The organism is Corynebacterium kroppenstedtii (assembly GCF_016894245.1).
Taxonomy (GTDB): Bacteria; Actinomycetota; Actinomycetes; order Mycobacteriales; family Mycobacteriaceae; genus Corynebacterium.
Map to the genome: position 1 here is coordinate 13,996 of NZ_CP069792.1, position 18,327 is coordinate 32,322.

33 protein-coding genes are annotated in these 18,327 nt (G+C 55.1%); 11 read left to right on the forward strand and 22 right to left on the reverse strand.

Going from position 1 to position 18,327, the window contains the following annotated elements; genetic code table 11:
- Nucleotides 1-195 precede the first annotated feature (195 nt).
- From I6J23_RS00090 to I6J23_RS00100, 3 genes are all read right to left on the reverse strand, one after another.
- A complete protein-coding gene (locus I6J23_RS00090; RefSeq protein ID WP_204088069.1) occupies nt 196-795 on the reverse strand; it encodes a phosphoribosyltransferase in 600 nt (199 codons plus the stop codon).
- 146 nt (nt 796-941) lie between these two features.
- Nucleotides 942-1,832 (reverse strand): DNA-processing protein DprA, encoded by an 891-nt coding sequence (locus tag I6J23_RS00095; protein ID WP_204088068.1) that lies wholly within the window; start codon nt 1,830-1,832, stop codon nt 942-944.
- A gap of 260 nt (nt 1,833-2,092) precedes the next feature.
- Nucleotides 2,093-2,473, reverse strand: a complete 381-nt coding sequence (locus I6J23_RS00100; RefSeq protein WP_204582047.1) for a hypothetical protein — start codon at nt 2,471-2,473, stop codon at nt 2,093-2,095.
- Between the two features lie 98 nt (nt 2,474-2,571).
- Between I6J23_RS00100 and I6J23_RS00105 the strand changes: the two genes are divergently transcribed.
- Both I6J23_RS00105 and I6J23_RS00110 read left to right on the forward strand, forming a co-directional pair.
- The gene (locus tag I6J23_RS00105) at nt 2,572-3,066 is read left to right on the forward strand and encodes an ImmA/IrrE family metallo-endopeptidase (RefSeq protein ID WP_204582048.1); all 495 of its coding nucleotides are present in this window, start codon (nt 2,572-2,574) and stop codon (nt 3,064-3,066) included.
- 2 nt (nt 3,067-3,068) lie between these two features.
- Entirely contained in the window at nt 3,069-3,206 is a 138-nt protein-coding gene (locus tag I6J23_RS00110) for a hypothetical protein (RefSeq protein ID WP_204582049.1), read from the forward strand.
- Between the two features lie 151 nt (nt 3,207-3,357).
- Here I6J23_RS00110 and I6J23_RS00115 read toward each other — a convergent pair whose 3' ends face one another.
- From I6J23_RS00115 to I6J23_RS00175, 13 genes are all read right to left on the reverse strand, one after another.
- Entirely contained in the window at nt 3,358-4,143 is a 786-nt protein-coding gene (locus I6J23_RS00115) for a hypothetical protein (RefSeq protein WP_204582050.1), read from the reverse strand.
- A gap of 33 nt (nt 4,144-4,176) precedes the next feature.
- Complete coding sequence (gene ssb / locus I6J23_RS00120; RefSeq protein ID WP_204582051.1) at nt 4,177-4,659, reverse strand: single-stranded DNA-binding protein; 483 nt, start codon at nt 4,657-4,659, stop codon at nt 4,177-4,179.
- 112 nt (nt 4,660-4,771) lie between these two features.
- Nucleotides 4,772-5,263: a hypothetical protein gene (locus tag I6J23_RS00125; protein WP_204582052.1), complete on the reverse strand. Its 492-nt coding sequence runs from the start codon at nt 5,261-5,263 to the stop codon at nt 4,772-4,774.
- On the reverse strand, nt 5,260-6,117 hold the full coding sequence (locus I6J23_RS00130; protein WP_204582053.1) for a helix-turn-helix domain-containing protein: 858 nt from the start codon (nt 6,115-6,117) through the stop codon (nt 5,260-5,262). The genes I6J23_RS00125 and I6J23_RS00130 overlap by 4 nt, the downstream gene beginning before the upstream one ends.
- A 548-nt stretch (nt 6,118-6,665) precedes the next feature.
- On the reverse strand, nt 6,666-7,025 hold the full coding sequence (locus tag I6J23_RS00135; RefSeq protein ID WP_204088062.1) for a hypothetical protein: 360 nt from the start codon (nt 7,023-7,025) through the stop codon (nt 6,666-6,668).
- The gene (locus tag I6J23_RS00140; protein ID WP_204582054.1) at nt 7,018-7,524 is read right to left on the reverse strand and encodes a hypothetical protein; all 507 of its coding nucleotides are present in this window, start codon (nt 7,522-7,524) and stop codon (nt 7,018-7,020) included. The genes I6J23_RS00135 and I6J23_RS00140 overlap by 8 nt, the downstream gene beginning before the upstream one ends.
- The gene (locus I6J23_RS00145) at nt 7,524-8,408 is read right to left on the reverse strand and encodes a YqaJ viral recombinase family protein (protein ID WP_204582055.1); all 885 of its coding nucleotides are present in this window, start codon (nt 8,406-8,408) and stop codon (nt 7,524-7,526) included. The genes I6J23_RS00140 and I6J23_RS00145 overlap by 1 nt, the downstream gene beginning before the upstream one ends.
- Nucleotides 8,409-8,410: 2 nt before the next feature.
- Nucleotides 8,411-8,671, reverse strand: a complete 261-nt coding sequence (locus I6J23_RS00150) for a hypothetical protein (protein WP_204582056.1) — start codon at nt 8,669-8,671, stop codon at nt 8,411-8,413.
- Nucleotides 8,672-9,199: 528 nt separating this feature from the next.
- Nucleotides 9,200-9,712 (reverse strand): HNH endonuclease, encoded by a 513-nt coding sequence (locus I6J23_RS10860; RefSeq protein WP_430516394.1) that lies wholly within the window; start codon nt 9,710-9,712, stop codon nt 9,200-9,202.
- Nucleotides 9,642-9,842, reverse strand: coding sequence for a helix-turn-helix domain-containing protein (locus I6J23_RS00160; protein ID WP_204582058.1), 201 nt, complete (start codon nt 9,840-9,842; stop codon nt 9,642-9,644). Before I6J23_RS00160 ends, I6J23_RS10860 begins: the two co-directional genes overlap by 71 nt.
- Before the next feature lie 97 nt (nt 9,843-9,939).
- The gene (locus tag I6J23_RS00165) at nt 9,940-10,578 is read right to left on the reverse strand and encodes a hypothetical protein (protein ID WP_204582059.1); all 639 of its coding nucleotides are present in this window, start codon (nt 10,576-10,578) and stop codon (nt 9,940-9,942) included.
- Nucleotides 10,579-10,580: 2 nt separating this feature from the next.
- Nucleotides 10,581-10,976, reverse strand: coding sequence for a hypothetical protein (locus I6J23_RS00170; protein ID WP_204582060.1), 396 nt, complete (start codon nt 10,974-10,976; stop codon nt 10,581-10,583).
- A gap of 21 nt (nt 10,977-10,997) precedes the next feature.
- Entirely contained in the window at nt 10,998-11,765 is a 768-nt protein-coding gene (locus I6J23_RS00175) for a phage antirepressor N-terminal domain-containing protein (protein ID WP_204582061.1), read from the reverse strand.
- A 109-nt stretch (nt 11,766-11,874) separates the two neighbouring features.
- Between I6J23_RS00175 and I6J23_RS00180 the strand changes: the two genes are divergently transcribed.
- Nucleotides 11,875-12,036 carry a hypothetical protein gene (locus I6J23_RS00180; protein WP_204582062.1) on the forward strand — a complete coding sequence of 54 codons (162 nt, stop codon included), beginning with the start codon at nt 11,875-11,877 and terminating at the stop codon, nt 12,034-12,036.
- Here I6J23_RS00180 and I6J23_RS00185 read toward each other — a convergent pair.
- Together I6J23_RS00185 and I6J23_RS00190 are read right to left on the reverse strand one after the other, a co-directional pair.
- A complete protein-coding gene (locus tag I6J23_RS00185; RefSeq protein ID WP_160296110.1) occupies nt 12,033-12,188 on the reverse strand; it encodes a hypothetical protein in 156 nt (51 codons plus the stop codon). The genes I6J23_RS00180 and I6J23_RS00185 overlap by 4 nt on opposite strands.
- A gap of 11 nt (nt 12,189-12,199) precedes the next feature.
- Nucleotides 12,200-12,388 carry a hypothetical protein gene (locus tag I6J23_RS00190; protein ID WP_204582063.1) on the reverse strand — a complete coding sequence of 63 codons (189 nt, stop codon included), beginning with the start codon at nt 12,386-12,388 and terminating at the stop codon, nt 12,200-12,202.
- 102 nt (nt 12,389-12,490) lie between these two features.
- Here I6J23_RS00190 and I6J23_RS10795 point away from each other — a divergent pair, with 102 nt between their 5' ends.
- On the forward strand, nt 12,491-12,625 hold the full coding sequence (locus tag I6J23_RS10795) for a hypothetical protein (protein WP_275431235.1): 135 nt from the start codon (nt 12,491-12,493) through the stop codon (nt 12,623-12,625).
- A 7-nt stretch (nt 12,626-12,632) separates the two neighbouring features.
- Here the strand turns inward: I6J23_RS10795 and I6J23_RS00195 are convergent, their stop codons facing one another.
- Nucleotides 12,633-12,800: a hypothetical protein gene (locus tag I6J23_RS00195; protein WP_204582064.1), complete on the reverse strand. Its 168-nt coding sequence runs from the start codon at nt 12,798-12,800 to the stop codon at nt 12,633-12,635.
- 72 nt (nt 12,801-12,872) lie between these two features.
- Here I6J23_RS00195 and I6J23_RS00200 point away from each other — a divergent pair, with 72 nt between their 5' ends.
- Nucleotides 12,873-13,094, forward strand: a complete 222-nt coding sequence (locus I6J23_RS00200; RefSeq protein WP_204582065.1) for a hypothetical protein — start codon at nt 12,873-12,875, stop codon at nt 13,092-13,094.
- On the opposite strand, the gene I6J23_RS00205 is transcribed toward I6J23_RS00200, so the two are convergent.
- Genes I6J23_RS00205 through I6J23_RS00215 form a run of 3 tightly spaced genes read right to left on the reverse strand, consistent with a single transcriptional unit; the run spans nt 13,091 to nt 14,308 of the window.
- Nucleotides 13,091-13,258 (reverse strand): hypothetical protein, encoded by a 168-nt coding sequence (locus I6J23_RS00205; RefSeq protein WP_204582066.1) that lies wholly within the window; start codon nt 13,256-13,258, stop codon nt 13,091-13,093. The genes I6J23_RS00200 and I6J23_RS00205 overlap by 4 nt on opposite strands.
- A 29-nt stretch (nt 13,259-13,287) precedes the next feature.
- Nucleotides 13,288-13,542 (reverse strand): hypothetical protein, encoded by a 255-nt coding sequence (locus tag I6J23_RS00210; protein ID WP_204582067.1) that lies wholly within the window; start codon nt 13,540-13,542, stop codon nt 13,288-13,290.
- Nucleotides 13,520-14,308 (reverse strand): antA/AntB antirepressor family protein, encoded by a 789-nt coding sequence (locus I6J23_RS00215; RefSeq protein ID WP_204582068.1) that lies wholly within the window; start codon nt 14,306-14,308, stop codon nt 13,520-13,522. Before I6J23_RS00215 ends, I6J23_RS00210 begins: the two co-directional genes overlap by 23 nt.
- Before the next feature lie 520 nt (nt 14,309-14,828).
- Here I6J23_RS00215 and I6J23_RS00220 point away from each other — a divergent pair.
- The 6 genes from I6J23_RS00220 to I6J23_RS00245 all read left to right on the forward strand — a co-directional run bounded on the left by I6J23_RS00220 (nt 14,829) and on the right by I6J23_RS00245 (nt 18,300).
- Entirely contained in the window at nt 14,829-15,329 is a 501-nt protein-coding gene (locus I6J23_RS00220; RefSeq protein WP_204582069.1) for a helix-turn-helix domain-containing protein, read from the forward strand.
- A complete protein-coding gene (locus I6J23_RS00225; RefSeq protein WP_204582070.1) occupies nt 15,304-15,714 on the forward strand; it encodes an ImmA/IrrE family metallo-endopeptidase in 411 nt (136 codons plus the stop codon). The genes I6J23_RS00220 and I6J23_RS00225 overlap by 26 nt, the downstream gene beginning before the upstream one ends.
- A 2-nt stretch (nt 15,715-15,716) precedes the next feature.
- On the forward strand, nt 15,717-16,199 hold the full coding sequence (locus I6J23_RS00230; protein WP_204582071.1) for a hypothetical protein: 483 nt from the start codon (nt 15,717-15,719) through the stop codon (nt 16,197-16,199).
- Nucleotides 16,200-16,451: 252 nt separating this feature from the next.
- A complete protein-coding gene (locus I6J23_RS00235; RefSeq protein WP_204582072.1) occupies nt 16,452-16,607 on the forward strand; it encodes a hypothetical protein in 156 nt (51 codons plus the stop codon).
- A gap of 101 nt (nt 16,608-16,708) precedes the next feature.
- Nucleotides 16,709-17,008, forward strand: coding sequence for a hypothetical protein (locus I6J23_RS00240; protein ID WP_204582073.1), 300 nt, complete (start codon nt 16,709-16,711; stop codon nt 17,006-17,008).
- 140 nt (nt 17,009-17,148) lie between these two features.
- A complete protein-coding gene (locus tag I6J23_RS00245; RefSeq protein WP_204582074.1) occupies nt 17,149-18,300 on the forward strand; it encodes a tyrosine-type recombinase/integrase in 1,152 nt (383 codons plus the stop codon).
- The last annotated feature ends 27 nt before the right edge of the window (nt 18,301-18,327 follow it).

Consider the following 18,327-nt stretch of genomic DNA (forward strand, 5'->3'; position numbering starts at 1 on the left):
TCATGTCTAACCTTCTGTGTTTTTCCATTCGTGTCGGTTGCTATGGATATATAAGAGGCCCCTTGCGGTGGGCGGGCTAGATTAATTGTTTTAAAAAGACTTTTGGTCTTGCCGCAACCAGTGATATGATGACGGTACGACGAGCCGGTTACCGGAGCGTTGTCGCCTGGAGCCGCGATAGGCTCCAGAGCTTTCTTAAAAGAACTGGTAGTTCGAGAATGATGGCTTCTGTCGGCGCATCGTTTCAAGAATCGTGGGGGTTGTTCCAAAGCCGTCCTTGAGCCAGCGGGCCAACGCAGTTGCCGTCACATGCTGCACTCCTCCCTGCCGTAGAGCACCGACTGCGGAGAGCATATGTCCGCCCGATGCCCACGTGTCATCAATGAGAAGTATTCGTTGGCCAGTCAGCTGATGGCAGCAATTAAAGTTTTCTGGTCGGATACTCCTTTTCCATTGTTCTTCCATGCCGTTTAGGTCGGAGGGCTGTAGGGCATCAGTCAGTGGTGGTGCGTCTTGGATTTTTTCCAATGCTCTCTTCAGCACTATTTGTAGTGGGTGGGGGCCTGTCCGACTACTCAGTGAGGGAACATAAGTGACGGCATCGAATTGGTCACGTTCGAGAGCGCGGATTATGCCTAGGTAAGCAAGACACGTGACAATCTGCTTGGCCATATCGAACGATCCCGGCATGGTTGCTGTCGCGGACTTTTTGTAGTCTCTCATCACGCGGCCTGATTGCTTCATGTTCACTGCGTAGATGCCGAAGCCGAGCCGGTCGGGGCGACTGGCTTTCATGTTCCGCTGGTCGCAGGTGAAACAGGTGGGAAAAGAGGCGTTTGTTTTGCTACCGCGACAGTAGACGCATGCGTCTTTAGTCGCTGTGGCTGGGTAGATATAGGCTTCCCCGTCAAGAAACCGGGTAACTTGCTGGTAGAACGCGGTCATGCGAATAGGCTGAGGCTGTCGCGACGACGCTGGATGCAGGCCAGGGCAATGTGTACAGCCTCGTGTGCGCTTGTGGCGACTTCAGCTTCTCCCCTGTCCACCATTTCCTTTGCCCAGGATATGGTCTTGGCGATACCGGCGGGGAAGATGACGGGGTGACCGTGGCCTACTGCGGCCTTGGCCTGGTGTCTGGTTCCGGATTTTTCGGTGGCTGCCATCACTAGTGTTGCCACGCTAAATCCTGACATGACGGCGTTGCGCATGGGGAATCGGAATGGGGCTCCGGGGGTGTCGGGTTCGAATTGGGTGATAATTTGGCCCCCATGAGTTTCGATAGTTTTCCGCAGTTCTTGGTGGGCTTTAGGGTAGGTGTGTGCGAGTCCGGTGCCCATAACAGCCACTGTGCGGCCACCAACTTCGAGTGCACCACTGTGGGCGGCGGCGTCGATTCCTTGTGCTAGGCCGGATACGACTGTGATGCCGTGTTCGGATAGCTGGCGTGCGACGTCGTAGGCTGCGCGTGCCTGAGCGTCGGTAGGGTGTCTTGAACCGACGATGCTAATGCCGATGTCGTTTGGTTTGTTGTCTCCCGTCCAGTAGATCAGGGCTGGGGATTCGTGGACTTCTCGCAGTAGGTGGGGGTAGTCCGGTTCGAGGATGCTGGCTATGTTGAAGCCGCGTCTGTCCCAGTCAGCTATATCTGCTCGGCATTGTTCAAAGCTATTCGTTTCGCTGGGGAATGGGAGATAATCCCCGTGGTCGGCTATTACCTGTGTGGCGTCCCCTGTGGTGATGAGTTCGGCGACTCGTTCTGGCTGGGTCAAGTTGAGTTTTGTTCTGGTGAGTTCGAGGACGTGTGCAAGGTGGTCGAGCCGCGACCTCTCCATCCGTCTTCACCACCTAACGAGTTAGAACGCTCATATTTACTGTCTGGATTAAGTATAACGATCTGTAGGGACACTCCCTAGCGTTTCTCTGCGCATGTCCATCCTCGTGGGGTTTCGTGTGCTTGTCCGGCTAGTTCGAGGTCGCGGAGGGCTTCGACGACCTGGTTTTCGTTGTGTCCGGGGCAGCATGCGGTGATCGCCCGAATGCTGAGTGGGTGGGTGAGAGTGTGGAGGCCAGCATCTCGTGGGGTTCAGCGTGGTTATAGGTCGTTGTCTGGTCGGTCGCCGCGAATCAAAGCGACCAGATCATTCACGGTCATGAGGACGTATTGGGCGCCGGGGTTGGTGGTGCCCTTGCGCTTGGCAACAACCACTCCGGCAACTGCTGAATCGTTGCCCATTTCGATGTGCGCCTCTTCGACCCACGGGCCGGGTGTTATCCGGCCTCCGTAGTTTTTGAGTTCGAGTACGAGGCGTTGTCCGCGGCTGTCGCGTACTCCGGTGATGTCTCCTCGGTCGTTGGCGCCGGTGAGCCTGCGTCGTTCGATGTAGTCACTGTCGAGCTCTTGGGCTAGGTAGGTGGCGATGAGGGTTTCGAATGATCGCCCGGCTTGTTTGGCGGATTGTCTGTTACGCGACATGGGATGGTTCCTTTCTACAAAGTTCATGGCGACAGGGCGTCTTTCAGCTAAAATCGTGAGACAGAAAGAGCCTGCATAAAGATGGTGGTGAGCAACGAATGGGCGGCGAGCTTCTGTATCACCGTGCGCGACGTGAGGCGGCCAGCCTTAACCCCACGGGGCAACCCCTCGGATGGGATTCTTTAGTCGCGATCGCCCATAGCCTGGATATCCGTGTCGATGTTGGCCCCCTGCAAGATGACGTGTCGGGCATGATCATCATGCGCGGATCGCAGTCGTCACCTCGCATTCTCATCAATGAGCAAGATTCGCAGGTGCGCAGGAAGTTCACTCTCGCGCATGAGATTGGGCACTTTGTTGATCGGACTGCGGTGGCTGGCGATTTCGAGTTTTCCTTTGTTGATTACCGCAAACCAGGTGACTACGACTTGCACGAGTTTTTTGCTGATGAGTTTGCCGGGGCGTTGCTTATGCCCCCTGATCAGTTTAAGGAGTGCTACCAGTCGGAGGGGCCAATCAGTACGGCTCGTATGTTCGGGGTGTCGGTACCGGCTGTGCACAAGCGTCATGAGCGGTTAGTAAAGCAGGATTAGTTGTGGCAGATTTCAATGATTCCCCGGTTGAGGGCATTGCTACTGATCGCCCTCTTAATCCTGGGGCTCAGGCTATTGAGCAGAACTTCGATGAATTAGAACAAAGAGACTTGCTCAGGCGCATAAGTTTCGATCGGTGACGTTTTATACGATTCTTGGGCTTGTCGTCATTATGATTGTGGCTAGTGTGGCAGCGCTAGTTCATGAGTTGTTTCGTCGGGGCGGCGGGTTGACCGGTGGTGTGTGCCGGTAGTCTGGCGGGTAGTCGTCCGGTGTCATTGTGTCGTCTCCTTACGCTGCTTTGGTTTGGTATTCCTGCTGGTAGGCGTGCTCTGCTTTCCGGGCGAAACGCACAGTTTCATCGACGACTTCGCCCGGCGTCCACGGTGTTTGCTGTTCCCGGTTATCCCTCGTGCAGATTTCGTCGTATACCGCCTTGAGCTGTTGGTAGGCGCGGGCGTGCGGGTGAGGTGCGTCGTAGGTGTGGGCGGTGTCGAATCCCAGAATGAGTCCGTGGTGGTAGGTGATTCCGCCATGAACGCGGGCGGGAATGTCTGCCTCATCGGGGTACAGTTCAGGGTTTATCCACGGGTGGTCGTCTGGTACTTGGATATATCCGCAGTAGCTGGCGGTTCCGAGGGCGACGGCCCAGGGGATTCCGCGTTCCATTCCGAGCGTGTGGATTTTGCCGGGCACGTCGGCCGGGCCGAGTAGTGGCCTTGGTGGCATTGGTCTGTACTGGTTTTGGGTGGGTTGGATGTCGAGCCAGACGGGCCGGTTTGAGGGCCGTGGGTCGTGGAGTACTGGGGGTTTGAGGGTGGCTTGGGGGAATTGTGCCCTGATGACGAGGCCGAGGAGTTTGTGGGTGAGGGCGAGTCTTTCCTTGTCGTCGGGGTTGTGGGTTTTGGGTTGGTAGTGGAGTGCGACGGTGGCGGGGTTGGCGTGGTGTTCGCGTTGCCATTTCCGGATGTGGCCTTCGAGCATTCGGCCCATGTTGGTGACGAATTGTTGTTGCTCTGGGGTGGGGCGTGCTGTGGTGATGGGTGGCCGGTTGTAGGGTATGCGGATTGTGCCCATGAGGTTTCTCTCCTTTGGTGAAAGTGGCGTTCTTTAATAAGGTGGGTTCTCTGGCTGGCCAAAGCTGCCTGCGTTCCAGGCGTCATTGTCGGGGGTGCTGTTGTTCCAGCCGTTCCCGTTTCCGCCCCTTTGCTGTTGGTTTCGGGGCTGCTTAGTGCTACCCCCGTTCTTGTCGCCCGCGAATAGAACACTTGTTCCAACATCATCGGCCGACAGCTCCATCTTCGACCGCTTCTGACCATCCTGTGACTCCCACCTGCGCTGCCTGAGCACACCAGTGGCGACAATCCGCTGCCCCTTGCGCAACGTGGCCACCCCCTCAGCCAGTTTCGACCAGGCCGTGCACCCCAGGAAGGTTGCTTCACCGTCTTCCCACTGGCCGGTTTGTTTGTTGTAGACCCGCTGTGAGCTGGCAATAGTGAAGCTGGCGACGGGTTTGCCGTCGTTGGTGTAGCGAAGTTCTGGGTCGGCTACGAGGCGGCCGACAATCGTGGTGTGGATAGGTGTTTGTGCCATTGTGGGGCACTCCTTTCGAGAAAATAGGGTTTTAAGACGTTTGAACCCCCGCGGGTAGGCAACTACACCAGCGGGGGCATGTTCGTGGCCCTGAGGGGCCAATGAGCGCGTTTTAGAGCTTCTTAGGGCTCCACCAATGGCCCGGCTCAGCCCGATAGGGCGGGGAATTCGTCCGACGCTCGACCATCTCAGCGATCATCCGAGCTACTCGCGGGTGGACTCTCTGCTGATACTCACGCGGCGTTTCCTCGCGTTGACCAGGGGTTTTGCTGTAGTAGGCTTCGATCTCAGCCTGTGTAGTGGGTTGCCCTCCCCGAGCTTTCGCTATCGCAGCCCTCCCCTCAGGTGACTGCTCCCAGCGTGTTTTAGCCGCTCTAGCTGCCTCGAGAATGTCCAGCGGGGTCACCATCCGCTGAGTGATCTTCTCCGTGCAAAAGATCGTCACTGCCTCGAGCCACAGCCAGTCTGGCAGGTGGTAGCGGGCCACGACCTCCGCCCAGGCCTGCACCGTCTGAGCGTCAGGGACGGGAAACCGGTCTTTCGCCAGGTAGCGGCCCTTTTCAAGGATGTCGAGGGCCAGGTCTTCAGCCTGATCTTGGTTCATGGCTCGATCTCCTGCTGGTCCAGGACTTCGCCGTCAACGATGGTTGCCTGGTTGCGCATTTCTCGCTGTTGTTGCAGCTCACGGCGTACGTCGTCCCACTGCTCAGCTTCGGTTTTTCGTTGCGGCACCTGCCTAGGCAATGACCGGGCTGGAAGCGGCTCATCGTCCCAACCGCCACGCTCCAGCCAGGTGGTCGGGTGAGGGATGAACCGCTTATCCGGGAGGTTCGGATCAGCCGCGAGCCTCAGTGCCCCGTCAATGACGCGTTGAGCATCCCCGGCAGCCTTGACGGCCGCCGCGAACTTGGCCCGCGCTTTCTTCTTGCCAACCTTGCGTGGGTAGGCATCCCAGAATTCATCGAACCGATCAGACCGAGACTCACGCTCGCTCGAACCGGAGGTTTGAGCATGATCTTCTTGAGATAACGAAGTTATCTCTTTAGTTTTCTTGGAATATAGTCTTCTTATGCGTCCGGAATTTCCGGATGCGGGTTTTCCGGATACGGGTTTTCCGGAACCGGCCAAATCGCCACTTCCGAATTCCTCGGACACGGGGAAGTAACCTGAAAGCACTTCATAGTCCCAACCTGCAAACCTCCCACTTTCAGCACGTTTCTCAATCCGCCGCATATGGCCAGACTCGATAAGGTCATTAATAGCCTTAGCGACCGTGTCTTTGTTCATCCCCAGAGCGTGCGCAACCGACGTGGTAGTGATGTTCCACCCGTCCCTGTGTGACCGCATGAAGATGTAAACGGCCTTGGCCCTCGCGGGTAGCTCAGTAGATCTTGAGATGCTGTTCGGAATCAGGGTGAAGTCGTCTTCAGGCCCTGGGCCCTGAAATATTTGCGACATTACTTTTCACCTCCTACAGATTTCGCTAACTGCATCCGGGCGAGCCAATGGGCGCGGAAATCCTCACCACTCAACCCCGCCACAAACTCAATCCACGACTTCATAACAACCTCCAAAATTAGTACAATTGTTCGATAAAAAAGGGTGAGGTAGTCACCACGACAAAGCGCACGCAACTACCCCACCCAAAAAGAAAGTTCACACAACAGGGGTGGTGTTATTCCTCCATGATCGAATACGTCACCCCGCCCGCATCATCCAAAACAGCGGGCCTTCCCCTATAGTGAACAGGCACATCGCACGGCTCCTGCCACGAATGAACACTCAACCCAATCTGAGCTGACTCTCGCGGGTGGGCATGAATCCAATCATGGCAAGCCTTACAGATCGCAAGTCCACATGTGACCGTGTGTTCCCCACCACGCGACCTGTACTTACGGTGGTGAAACTGCTCAGCCCGCCCCGTACACACCGGAAACACCATTGCCTCACACCGGCCCCCGGCACGGTCAAACACAATGCGGTAAACGTCCTGCGGCATTTTCTTTCTACCCATCGTGACCCGCCGCCTGATACGCCGCATTCACCGACTTCTGCACCGACTGCAACGCCGACAACTGATCACGAAACGACCGCTGAAAATCCAACAGACGCTTATACTCACCCTCAGCAACACGCGCAGCTAACGCCTCATCCACCGTCCCGGCCACAGCACGCTGCTTACGCTCCTCCATCGGCCCATCAGCATCAAGAAACACCCTGGCAAACGCCGCCTTAAAATCAAGCTCCGCCTTCTGCCAGGTGTTATACGCCTCACTGACCGGGCGAATAGATCGCGAAATCTGGGTCACCGCCTCACTGATCTGCTGCTCAATCTGAACCGGATTCAACGGCGCATACTCACTCACCCGGACCGCCACCTTCCAACTGCTCGGTGCGTTTCTTAAACGCCTGCCATAATGACTGGTCGGTCACCTCAGCAGCCTTCGCGTCCTCCCACAACGCGCGCAAAGCCCCCACATCAGGCACCGACTTCAACCGGTCAACAATCAACCGGCGGTCCTCATCCCGCTTCACCTTCCGCATCTCCTCACGGGTGACACGACGATTACCCCCATACCCAAGATTCGCCAACGCACGCCCAATAGCCGACGTCTCACACGTCTCCAACGCCGCAGTCCGCTGCGCCATGCCCGCCCCGTCAATCTCAAAGGCATAACCGGTCGCATCCGGCATCCCCACATTCTCAGCGTCACGCCAGATACTTGCCTTAATGATCCACCGTGTACTACCCGGATCACCCTCATAAGTAAGTTCCGTAAGGCAACGGAAATTCGGGTGCTCTTTCTTAAAGCGCAGTATGCGCTCCTCGACAGGCTCGTAGTTTTCCAGCGAAATTTTGGCCATTATGCTGCACCTTTCCACTTCAACGTGACCCGCTGAGCCGGGGCCTTACCCGCCTTAACAAACCGCTCATACAGCTCAGGCTCCGCCTTCTTAAACTCAGAAGTTTGAAACCGGGCCGACGGCTTAGGCGTCGACAGCGTTACCTGCACATCATCATCCGAATAACTGAAATCCTCCCCGCCCGTGAACTCCCTGATCTCCGCTTTAAGCTCATCCTCCAGCTCACGGGCCTGCTCCTTCAGCTTCGACAACTCACGGACACGATCAGCAAAGAAATCAGGCAACCGGGCCTCCACATGATCGGCCTCAAAATCCCGCTGCTGGGCCAACAAAGCCAAAAGCCTTTCCTGCATGTCCTGATCCGGGCGAATGAGGAAACGGTCAATCCCGCGTGGCTCGAAATCCTCGTGATACTCAAACACCAGCACACACGCCTCAGCCCCCGTCACCAACAACTGCCACTGGATCTGCCACAAGTAGCGGTCTGGAACATCCTCACGCTTCCACCACATGTTCTTGGTGGTCTTCGCCTCAGCCAACACCGCAACAGTGCCATCCTCACGGCAACCCACAGCGTCCGGGGTGCAAGCAGCGTCTTCTATCTCTGTTGAGACGTAAAGGTCGGCGCTGTGAACCAACCTCGAGTCCACATGCTCCCGCGCGTAATTCACCAACACCGGCTCCCGCTCATGCCCCCACTGCGTATACGAATTACCCGCAAACGGCTTACTCAAACCATGCCGATCCCGGTAGACTTTCTCACACGCAGCCGAGCTGCCCGTCGCCAGATCAGCCATCATCGTCGCTGTAAAATACTGCTTCCTAGCTTCCAGCCACTCCTGCTCATCATCAAACGAAAGAACTTCAAAAGGTAAACCATCCACCGCTACAGCACCCCAAACGTAGTAATCGAAACGAACAACAAAATCAACGCCACAAGCAGGCAAAACCCGTCAAAAATCCACTCCAACGGAACCCGCCACGGCTCATCCCCATCATTAAGGAACGGCAAGTCCAGCTCCTCCTCATCGCCGTGGCAACGTCTCCCGGCCGGGTGATCCACCATCGACTTCACAACCTCTTCATCACGAGTCAACCCCCCACGGTTGAGTGGAGTACTCGCCAACCGTTCTGTATGCTTTCCCACTGCAGACTCCTTTCCTATTGGTCTGTGGATAGGAGGCCCCACGCATTGATAGCCATATCCATACCGCGGGGCCTCCTTGCACATCAGGGGACACAAAGTCCCCTTGTGGGTGGGTGGGGAATCGAACCCCACAAGTGGCCGTAGTGCGTTGACCACCCCGCGATACCTTGTTGCACGGGCACACCAGCGCCACCCCAAAAAATCGTCTATCGTCTGTTAACACCCTGTGTCGTTCCCTCCACCACGGCCGACGCCAGCAGCAGGTGTAGGAAGGTCATCGCGATCTAAGAAACACGCTCGCTCCCCGTATCCCACAGGGCTATTCACTATGCGATTAATCAAATAACACCGGGCTGTTAAACCCTTGTGCCCTACCCAGATCACGAATCCGAGGGGAGTCTTACTCGTAGGGCTAATGTGACGAAACAATGTGACGAAACAACGCTTGTATGTTTTATAGGGTGCGCTGTGACGAATGTGTCGAAACAAAACGACACACGTCTAGCCACACAACATCGAATGAGGCAATCACCTGAGACCAAACTCAGAAGGATCTAAGAGCTTCTCACCCTTAATCGCATTACATTCCACATGAACAGGACGAAGATTCTCTGGAATAGTCATGCCGCCACGAATCGTTGGGATAACATGGTCAACGCAAACCCCTAGAGGGTCTGACCAATCGAGAGGCTTCCCACATAAATAGCAAGTGTGAAATTGCTTCAAGTGCTCAAATAATCCAATATTGCCGCTTACTCGACACTCATATGCGCGCTGCCTACACGATCTAGAGCAATACTTCGGTTTCCGACCACGCCCGTTGTACTCAAGAGGGTTTCCACACCAAAGACAACAACCAAGCTCAGCGTCTAAAGGAATTTTCAGCCTTAATCCCCTCAACTCAATCAACCTCCTTTCCTTTTCCTTGTTCGCGCGGCTTCCCCACAACACGAACCACACACCGCACGAACTACAAATTCGACTCCTCAACACCGAACAACTTGTCAATATGAGCCTTCGGGAACACCGTCCGAGTTCCACACCGAACAGGGCGAAGCTCAGGACAACGCCCCTCCCTCACCTGCCCATACAGCGTCTGTTTGGGGATGCCGCTAATCTCGGACACCTCCGCCACCGTGTACGCCCTGCGCACCAAACCCTTCGTCTTCATGTGATAACCTTTCCTTGTTGTAATTCTCTCTTGCCCCTCGCCCCACAGCGGGGGGCTTGAAACTTGTTCCTGTAAAATCCCCACCATGAACTGGTGGTCAATCATCATCGGCGCCATCGGAACCGCCACCGGCATCGGCGGACTCATCGTCGCAATACTCGCCAAACACGACTCGAAGAAGGCCAACGATATTTCGCAACGAACCCACCAGGCCGCGCTCAACTCGAACACTCTGGCTACCGAAGCGAACCGCATCGCGATAGATGCACGCCAACTCGCACAAGAAGCGAACACGATCAGCCTTCGAGCCGAGCAGAGAGACACTGAAGTCAATAACGTCAGCTGGGACTACGATTGGGTAGAGCCGAGCACCTGCCAAGTCACTAACACCGGCCATGATGAAGCCCTTCACGTCAGCATCGCCGTGGCTGTAGACGGGGAACACATCCTTCACGGCCCGGTCGATATAAAGCCCGGGGGCAGTGTCAACATAGCGTTGCCGAAACTTCTCGATAAGCTCCGACGCCACAAAGCGGAATTCCTTGCCGAACAGGATCGGTACCGCGCGTCGTCCAGAAGGCCGTGGGAAGGGCACATGGGGATTCCGCCTCTTGACTTTCCGTTGAAATTTAATGTCGTAGTGACTGTCCAGTGGCTCACCCCACTGAGCAAACAGCGCGAGAAGATCTTCGAGGAGACGGGCAGCGCTTTTAGTCTCTAAAGTGGTGAGCATCATGTTCACCACCACCATGGTTCTTGGTCGGCCGGGATAGGCACGTCGATACGGCCGCTAGGGCGAACGTTGGTCACACACTCAGGCCGATACGTATTCCCCTCAGGATCAGTAACCGGCTCACCCTTATAGACGTATTCCACTGGAACGCCGTTAGAGTAGTTCCTGATGCCGCGCAGATGAGGCTTCTCTTTCTCCCTAAGCAGCTGATTGCCTACACCGTCGAGTATCGACACTGCCGTCTCCAAATGCGGCGGCAAATCCTCAACACCGACCATATTGCCCGTACTCACACCGCATATTTCCTTTATCGCAGCGTCCAAGCAGCCGGACGCATGGTTGATCAGGTAGAGCAGAGCATCCCTATTCGTGTAGTCGTATTCAATGTTTTGTTTTTCCATGATCCTTATCCTCTTTTCCTTTTAGGCGGTGACGGCGAAATATTCGTCCCAGACCTGCTCCATGAGCGGGCGGTCCGCCTCCGTGTAGCCGTAGGCTTCAATCACCCGGCCATTGGGTAACTCCATCGGAACCTTCTGCGGAACCACGCCATGAGCATCCGTCCACGCAGCCTTCAACCGCTTTCCAAACATGGGGGCCTTCGCCTGCAACTGTTTCTTCGACAAGCCCTTGCTCTTGAGGAAATCCTGCACATACAGCGGTTTCCGGGCCGGGTCCAACTGTGGGGTCTCCCCCATCCCCCGGGCCAGAATGATCCGGGCCTTCGCCTCCAGGAAATCGTCGTGGATAAGGCCTTTCGCCGCCTGGGCTAGCTCCATCTGTGAGCGCAGCTCAAACATCAACGCCTTGTGCTGGTGCTCAGTCGCCCGGGGGTTGATCGCCCCGCCTTCGTTGAAGTAGCGGTCGAGCGCGTCTGCTGCTTCGTTCTGGAACGCTTCAAGTGTGGGGCGGGCTTCCGGGGCGACGCGGTTGGTGTCGATGGTGGCTAACCACATAGTGAGCGTGCGACGATCAACCATGAACACCTCACGTCCCTGCCCGGATACCTGAAGGGTCATCATGACCCCGCAGGCCCACGACTTGTCATGGAGTTTGCGTCGCTGCGACTTGCTGTCGATCCCCAATACTTCACATACGTGGGTTATGCTGGCCCACTCTTTACCGTCTACCTGAGTGGCTTTCAGTTCCGCGTTAGCACCCGGAACTGGTATAGTTACTAACTGCTTCATTTTTGTTCCTCCTTTGGAACTCCCTGCCCCGGTTACCGCCGGGGCATTTTCTATTGATTTGAGTAGCCTCTTCCCTGTGGGACACATCCCCAGGGAGGAGGTGATCACTGTGGATCAGAAAGTTGTCGATCTGCTTCAATCAATTGCGGATAACACGAGTCAAAATATGATGCTCAGCTCTATCGAAGACCGTCTCGGACACATCGAAGACGAACTACGAACTCAGGCTGAGTTGCTCGAAACTATCCGCAACGTGCTAGAAGGGCGCTAGCCAACCAACTGCTTTAGCGTCTGCATAGCATTGGTCACGGCAACGACATCGCCATGGTCAACCGTGACCCTCTCACCTCCGGCGGTGGCAATCTCTACCTGCTCACCGTCGGAGCTGATAACAAAGTTTTTGTATTCAATTCGGGAACTCATCTCTTCCTCTCCTACGCAGCGATTGAGTTGTCTTCTACGACCATCTGGTCAAGTGGATGCTGCGTAATCCGCTTCAGGATCATCAGGGTGGGTACCGTCGGCATGCTCTTACCGCTGACGTAATTCCGAACGGTGGCACCGGTCTTGTTGAGGAACTTCCATCCGAGTTCATCAACCGATCGCGCACCGGTTCTGTTCATCGCTTCTTCTATGACCTTGGGTCTAGTCGCATAATGTTCACCTCCTTAGGTGGGTAGGCTCTCAACCAGCGCAGCTAGCGCTAGAAAGAGAGGTGAAAAGGTATGAGCAAACGTGCTGGCAACGGCAAGGCCACAGTCAACCGGAGCGCTATCTCCGGACGATTCGTCAAGGCCTCCACAGCTGCTCGACATCCAAAGACCACGGTTACTGAAACTCGGTCTAAGAAGTCGAAGTAGCTAATGTCTACGGGTCCTGGGCTGCATTGTGTCGGTCCAGGATCTCGGCCAGTACCGCTTTAGCAACTTTCGGCACAATCTCGTACTCAATGAGAATCCCCTCCGGGGCATCATCAATGTTGAGGTTGATTCCCAACGAATCTGCCTCAATTTTGAGTTTCGCGACCTTCCGCATGATCTTTCCTTCCTTGTAGCTGAATAGACTCTCGTTTAGCGCAACTAGCGCTAGAAAGAGAGGTGATAACCAATGAGATTCAGGATTGTCATTTCCGGCCAGGAACTCCTGCTGGAGGACACTAAACGGAACCAACTAGTTGTTGACAAAATCCAGGAAGGTATCCATCCCGGGCTCGTCACCTTGGACACAAAAAGTGGGTCAGTCTCAGCAAATCTTTCAGAGGCTGTTCCATATGTGCTGTTCAAGAGCAAAGCTGAACGTTCCACTAGGCCAAATGCCATGATCCTCTAGTAACCACGTCTGACTAGGTAGTCGGCGGCGTTAAGTGTTTTCACTAAGGCTTGAACGTCGTCGATATCTAGCTCTGCAGACTCGTCTCCGAGGGACATGAGTACGATACCGTCACCGGTCGTAACATCAACTCCGCCAATTCGAGCTTCAAGGGCGGGGGTCATATTGATTCACCTCCTTGAGGGGGCATTTCTTATGCGGCGACACTGTCGTAAACCACGTCAAAAAGCCCAGAAACATAATTCTCATCACCCTGCAAAGTGCTCACGCGCAACGCAAACCGAGGCGTCACCTCAGCACCAGACCGAAGCTGCGCCAACTCATCAATAGAAACCAGCAACAATGCGGCAAGCTGCGAATCTGTCCTCAAATTCCTCGACCGCATGATGTGATCCAACGCACCCGGCCGGAACCGGTATACAGGCCTAGGCCGCGTCGATGTCGTCATAATTTCCTCCTTGTAACTGTGTTTGAGCACCACCCCACCGTTTGAGCGCAGCGGCGATACGCTCAGCACCCATCGGTGTGATCTTCAGTGTTTGCTTCACCTCACCGTTAATGCGTGGAGCGTCATGGCATGGAATGGGCCGGAAATAGCGTTTCTTATCGGAGCGCGCCCGGTACTGGTTTTCTGTGACCACAGCTTCCCGTTTGTTTGACCAGCGTTTCCCGGTGATGCGGTAAATCCAGTTATGTTCAATGAGAAGCTCGCGTAGGTCCTGCTCACCGATATTCAGCTGGTTAGCTAGTGTGCGGAACTGAATTAAGTCCTCATCGGCCACATAGGTATCGACATAAGCGGCCTTGGGGGCCATTTCCGCATTAGCTGCTTCTAGCTCTCGCACTTGCCGATAAGTGACCTGGAGAGCACGTTGCACGAGTTTCGCTTCATCAAGTTCGGAGAGCTCACCCTCTTGGTAGCGCCGTTCGACCTCGATGAAGTACTGCCGCGCTTGCTTGCCTCGGTCTGTGCGTTGGATCATGGCTATCTCTTTGGCCATATCCAATGTGAGTATGTGGTCTTGCATCGGACGACCACCGGTGCTTTTTTCGATTTTTCGAATAAAGTCCTTTCCCTCTTCGAAGCCGTAGCCAACCATCCGAGGAAACCACTCCATGTAGTTCGCCTTGACTTTGAGGAATTGGTGTAGGTCGCGCCCGAGGACGGCTTTACGCCCCTCTTTGTCATCATGGATGGGGATGAGATCGTTCATTTGTGAGTCTCCTCTGCGATTCCAGTCAGGCAGGTACACACTGCGACCAGCACGAAGTACCATTTCGACGAATTAGCTACGAGAAACAAAGCGATGCTGATCAAGTAACCCAGGTAAGGCCAGTAGCTCGGCAGCCTCATGTTTTCTCCTTGTGTGGTGGTAGTGTTAGGGGCTGTAGCCCGCCGGGGCTGGATAATTCTGGTATCCAGCGCCGGGGGCTACTTTCTTTGCCCTCTCCGGTATCTCTTTCGTCGCTGGTGTTTGCCTTTTGGTCTGTCCTGCGCGGTCCAGACGAAGGTAATTACCAGGTTGAGGAGTGAGATTCCTTCGAGGACGTGATGGAGGACTTCCATCTTGTCCCCTTTCAGCACTGCTCTCTGCGGTGCTGAAATACATACTGCCAGCTGAAATTACATCTAGCAACTACCCCCATATTACATTACCCCCTTTCGACACCCCTGTTGCGACTTTTACCAGCGAATATTGCAGATATTTACACAGTGCCAGTATGCTTTTACTTATGAACTTCGAGCTATGGTTAGACGATTTGATCGGCAACGACACCCGGGCTCAGGCCGCTAAGAAATCTGGATATTCTCAGAGCACGATTACCCGTCAACTCTCACGCGGACACATTCGGCCCGAAACTGTTATTGCGTTGTGTCGTGCGTATGAGCGTTCCCCCGTCACCGGCCTCATCGAAACCGGCTACATCAACGAATGGGAAACCGAAGGCGTATCCATCCCCTACGCCCTCCGACAAGCCACCAACGAACAAATCCTCGACGAAATCAATCGCCGTTCCGATCCCGAAGCCCGCTACCTCTTCACCAACGACGGCGACGACACCCTCATAGACTTCGACCCCGGCACCCAAACCAACGAACTCGCGCAGCGTCGCCATGTCACACCCCCCGCCTATAGTGACGTCACACCCGACGAGGAGGACCTCCCCTACGTCGCCGACAACTCACCAGACGAACCAATGCCAGGAGATGATGACTATTCAGACGGCCCCTAACCTCGAAATGCTCGCCGCAACCCATAACATCACCATCACCACCCACACCGGTGGCGACAAAGGCCGCTGGTACAGCGACACCCACACCATCAGCCTAAGGAATAATCTTCACCCAATTGCTTACCGCTGCACACTCGCCCACGAACTAGGCCACGCCATCTGCGGGCACGACAGCAAAGCTGAAGGATGGTTTAAAGAACGACAAGAGCACGAAGCCGATACCTGGGCTGCTAATCTACTCATTGGTCAGGATGAATATATGGATGCCGAACTCATCCATGGTTCCTGTCCAGGAGCGATCGCCCTAGAACTAGGCGTCACCGTACACCTAGTCCGAGTTTGGCAAAACGCCCATAGTCCCCTGTCTCTAGAAGGAATTAGATAACAGTGAGTACACCCACCCCAGACAACAATGCTCAGGCTCCCCAGGTTGTTTACGCCAAAGAGCCTAAGAAACCCTGGTACAAGCGCATCGGATGCATGGTCGCGCTCGCGATCCTCGCAATAATTGTCATTATCATCGTGGCAATCAGCTTCGCTGCTAAACAAGTACAAGACGACGCAGACACTGAACACACCATCACATACTCCATCACCGGAGATACTACTGACGCCATCGCCACCTACAGCACCAGCGACACAGAACAAGCCCAAGACACTGCTGTGACCGCAGGATGGAGTAAAGACGTTAACGTCAAAGGCTATTTCGGCGCCACGCTCAACGCGACGAATGGTGCCCAAAGTGACGGAGCCATCACGTGCACCATCTCAGTGAAAGGCAAAGAACTCGCCACGAATACGGCAACCGGGGCCGGAGCGACAGCAACATGCAACACGTCAAGCCAAGACATCAAAGATGCCGATAAATAAAAGCTAGAAAACGCTGAAACCGGCTATCCCAGCTATCAAGCTGGGAAGTCCTCCCCTGGAGGACTTGTCGCCGGTTATATGAAGAGTGTAACCCAGATCCGGGGCACAGAACAAGGGGTACACCTAGAAGACGCCAATGGCCATCAGCAAAAGAACCCCCCACCCTTACAAAACTCAATGACGATAAACAAAACCCATCGACTTTAAGGTACGGTATGAACCATGACTACGATCCGAGCAATCCTAAGGGACATGTCTCAGATCGACATGAATCAAACCCCACGGATCAAACAAGCAGAGCGCGAAGCGCATCAGAGAAACGCAACACGGACATTTCGGGCCTACCACAAGGTCGACCAAGCGATTCAGAACCGAATCACTCAGGCCTGCCTGGAATTCCAGCCCTAGGCCCTGCACACCTCGAAATGGCCCAATATAGTGGGCCAACACCACACTCGTCAGAGATTAAACGGCTTAATGACATTCAACCTGGACTAGGAACACGTGTCATGAACGACGCCCACGACGACGTGGTTCAAGATCGACAACTCACAAAGCAATCGTTCGATTACGCCATTAAGGAAGCTAAGCTCCGGCTTTACGTCGCAACAGCGTTAAGTCTCTTATCATTTTTGGGGATTTTTGTTTCGCTTTTTCTACTGGATCCTCCTGAGTCCATCACCGGGGCAATTCTGTGCGGCTTAGGCACAGCTGGGCCAGTAGTCAAATCATTCCTCAACGGACGAAGCAAAGACGATCACAAAAGTAAAGAACCTGAAGAAAACGGAGATGACCACCCTTCTGCATAATCCCCCTATAAGCACAAAAGAACCCCCCACTGTTTGAGAGTCGCCAAACTAGTTCAAACAGTGAGAGGTTCTCTACCCAACACAAAACCCAAAGAAAGGTTTTGCTATACCCACAACCCTACCACCGCCAGAAGACACCAATGGCCATCAGCAAACGAACCACACCCACCGGCAAAACCAAATGGGTCGCCCGCTACCGCGACCACACCGGAAAAGAACACGCCAAAACATTCCCCACACAAAAACAAGCCAAAGCCCACCTCCAAGAACAACAACGCGCACTCAGACGCGGCGAATGGATCGACGAGAAAACCGCCCCCACACTCAACCAGCTCTGGCCCACGTGGGAAGCAACCGCCACCACCCCCGGAACCCTCACCGTCCGCCAACAAGTAGGCCGAAACCTCGGCGACCTTGCCACCCTACAAATCACCCAGATCACCCCCGCGCTCCTACGAGCCTGGGTAGCTCACCTACGCACCGGACGCCCCTGGATCACCGGGGACACCGGGCTGGCCAACAACACCGTACGCAACTATTGGACGCAACTATGCGGATGCCTACACATGGCCGTCGAAGACGGGCTACTCGCCGCAGCCCCCACCGATAGGGTCAGCATAGGCCATGCCCCAAAAAATACGGTCGAAAAATACCGCATCCCCACAATGGAACAAGTCAACAACCTGATTCAGGTTTGCGACTCCACAGGACGAGACACACTAGCCACTATGGTGATTCTGGCTGCATCCACAGGCATGCGGTCCAGTGAAGTCGCGGGGCTGAGATGGAGGAGCATTGACCGCCGACGACACATTGTGCGGGTCGTTGAGCAAGCCGCCTCCTCACACACCAAAGGCCAGCCAGCCGGGGAAGCCAGGTGGGCAAAGCTGAAAACGCAAAGCTCCCGGCGCGACATACCGCTGCCCACGGCCACACTACAGCGGCTTCGACAACACCGGCTCAAGCACCGTTCCTCGCCGGATGGGCCGTTGTTCCTCACCCCGTCCGGGAAGATGTGGAGGTCCGATAATGTCAGCGCGGCGATGGCCCCGTTCGGGTTCCGGTTCCATGATCTCAGGCACCTGTACGCGTCCCATTTGATCAGGCAGGGGTTAGGGGTGAAGACGGTTCAGGAGTTGTTGGGGCACGCCTCAGCATCGACCACGTTGGATACCTATACCCATTTGTGGATGGATGACACGGAGCGTGCTCGCGGAGCTGCCGACGAGCTGGTGCGGACTTTTTGCGGACTGGACGGCAAAAATGGCGCTGATGTGGGCAGTGCGAAATGATCTACAAGGGGGGCAAAAATAGCCTTT

Excerpts from the sequence above, each read along its gene's own strand:
- I6J23_RS00090 (WP_204088069.1), bottom strand. The coding sequence starts at position 795 with ATGAAAGCCAGTCGCCCCGACCGGCTCGGCTTCGGCATCTACGCAGTG.
- I6J23_RS00095 (WP_204088068.1), bottom strand. The coding sequence starts at position 1,832 with ATGGAGAGGTCGCGGCTCGACCACCTTGCACACGTCCTCGAACTCACC.
- I6J23_RS00100 (WP_204582047.1), bottom strand. The coding sequence starts at position 2,473 with ATGTCGCGTAACAGACAATCCGCCAAACAAGCCGGGCGATCATTCGAA.
- I6J23_RS00105 (WP_204582048.1), top strand. The coding sequence starts at position 2,572 with ATGGGCGGCGAGCTTCTGTATCACCGTGCGCGACGTGAGGCGGCCAGC.
- I6J23_RS00115 (WP_204582050.1), bottom strand. The coding sequence starts at position 4,143 with ATGGGCACAATCCGCATACCCTACAACCGGCCACCCATCACCACAGCA.
- ssb (WP_204582051.1), bottom strand. The coding sequence starts at position 4,659 with ATGGCACAAACACCTATCCACACCACGATTGTCGGCCGCCTCGTAGCC.
- I6J23_RS00125 (WP_204582052.1), bottom strand. The coding sequence starts at position 5,263 with ATGAACCAAGATCAGGCTGAAGACCTGGCCCTCGACATCCTTGAAAAG.
- I6J23_RS00130 (WP_204582053.1), bottom strand. The coding sequence starts at position 6,117 with ATGTCGCAAATATTTCAGGGCCCAGGGCCTGAAGACGACTTCACCCTG.
- I6J23_RS00140 (WP_204582054.1), bottom strand. The coding sequence starts at position 7,524 with ATGGCCAAAATTTCGCTGGAAAACTACGAGCCTGTCGAGGAGCGCATA.
- I6J23_RS00160 (WP_204582058.1), bottom strand. The coding sequence starts at position 9,842 with ATGAAGACGAAGGGTTTGGTGCGCAGGGCGTACACGGTGGCGGAGGTG.
- I6J23_RS00165 (WP_204582059.1), bottom strand. The coding sequence starts at position 10,578 with ATGATGCTCACCACTTTAGAGACTAAAAGCGCTGCCCGTCTCCTCGAA.
- I6J23_RS00170 (WP_204582060.1), bottom strand. The coding sequence starts at position 10,976 with ATGGAAAAACAAAACATTGAATACGACTACACGAATAGGGATGCTCTG.
- I6J23_RS00175 (WP_204582061.1), bottom strand. The coding sequence starts at position 11,765 with ATGAAGCAGTTAGTAACTATACCAGTTCCGGGTGCTAACGCGGAACTG.
- I6J23_RS00185 (WP_160296110.1), bottom strand. The coding sequence starts at position 12,188 with ATGAGTTCCCGAATTGAATACAAAAACTTTGTTATCAGCTCCGACGGT.
- I6J23_RS00190 (WP_204582063.1), bottom strand. The coding sequence starts at position 12,388 with ATGAACAGAACCGGTGCGCGATCGGTTGATGAACTCGGATGGAAGTTC.
- I6J23_RS10795 (WP_275431235.1), top strand. The coding sequence starts at position 12,491 with ATGAGCAAACGTGCTGGCAACGGCAAGGCCACAGTCAACCGGAGCGCT.
- I6J23_RS00195 (WP_204582064.1), bottom strand. The coding sequence starts at position 12,800 with ATGCGGAAGGTCGCGAAACTCAAAATTGAGGCAGATTCGTTGGGAATC.
- I6J23_RS00200 (WP_204582065.1), top strand. The coding sequence starts at position 12,873 with ATGAGATTCAGGATTGTCATTTCCGGCCAGGAACTCCTGCTGGAGGAC.
- I6J23_RS00205 (WP_204582066.1), bottom strand. The coding sequence starts at position 13,258 with ATGACCCCCGCCCTTGAAGCTCGAATTGGCGGAGTTGATGTTACGACC.
- I6J23_RS00210 (WP_204582067.1), bottom strand. The coding sequence starts at position 13,542 with ATGACGACATCGACGCGGCCTAGGCCTGTATACCGGTTCCGGCCGGGT.
- I6J23_RS00215 (WP_204582068.1), bottom strand. The coding sequence starts at position 14,308 with ATGAACGATCTCATCCCCATCCATGATGACAAAGAGGGGCGTAAAGCC.
- I6J23_RS00220 (WP_204582069.1), top strand. The coding sequence starts at position 14,829 with ATGAACTTCGAGCTATGGTTAGACGATTTGATCGGCAACGACACCCGG.
- I6J23_RS00225 (WP_204582070.1), top strand. The coding sequence starts at position 15,304 with ATGATGACTATTCAGACGGCCCCTAACCTCGAAATGCTCGCCGCAACC.
- I6J23_RS00235 (WP_204582072.1), top strand. The coding sequence starts at position 16,452 with ATGTCTCAGATCGACATGAATCAAACCCCACGGATCAAACAAGCAGAG.
- I6J23_RS00240 (WP_204582073.1), top strand. The coding sequence starts at position 16,709 with ATGAACGACGCCCACGACGACGTGGTTCAAGATCGACAACTCACAAAG.
- I6J23_RS00245 (WP_204582074.1), top strand. The coding sequence starts at position 17,149 with ATGGCCATCAGCAAACGAACCACACCCACCGGCAAAACCAAATGGGTC.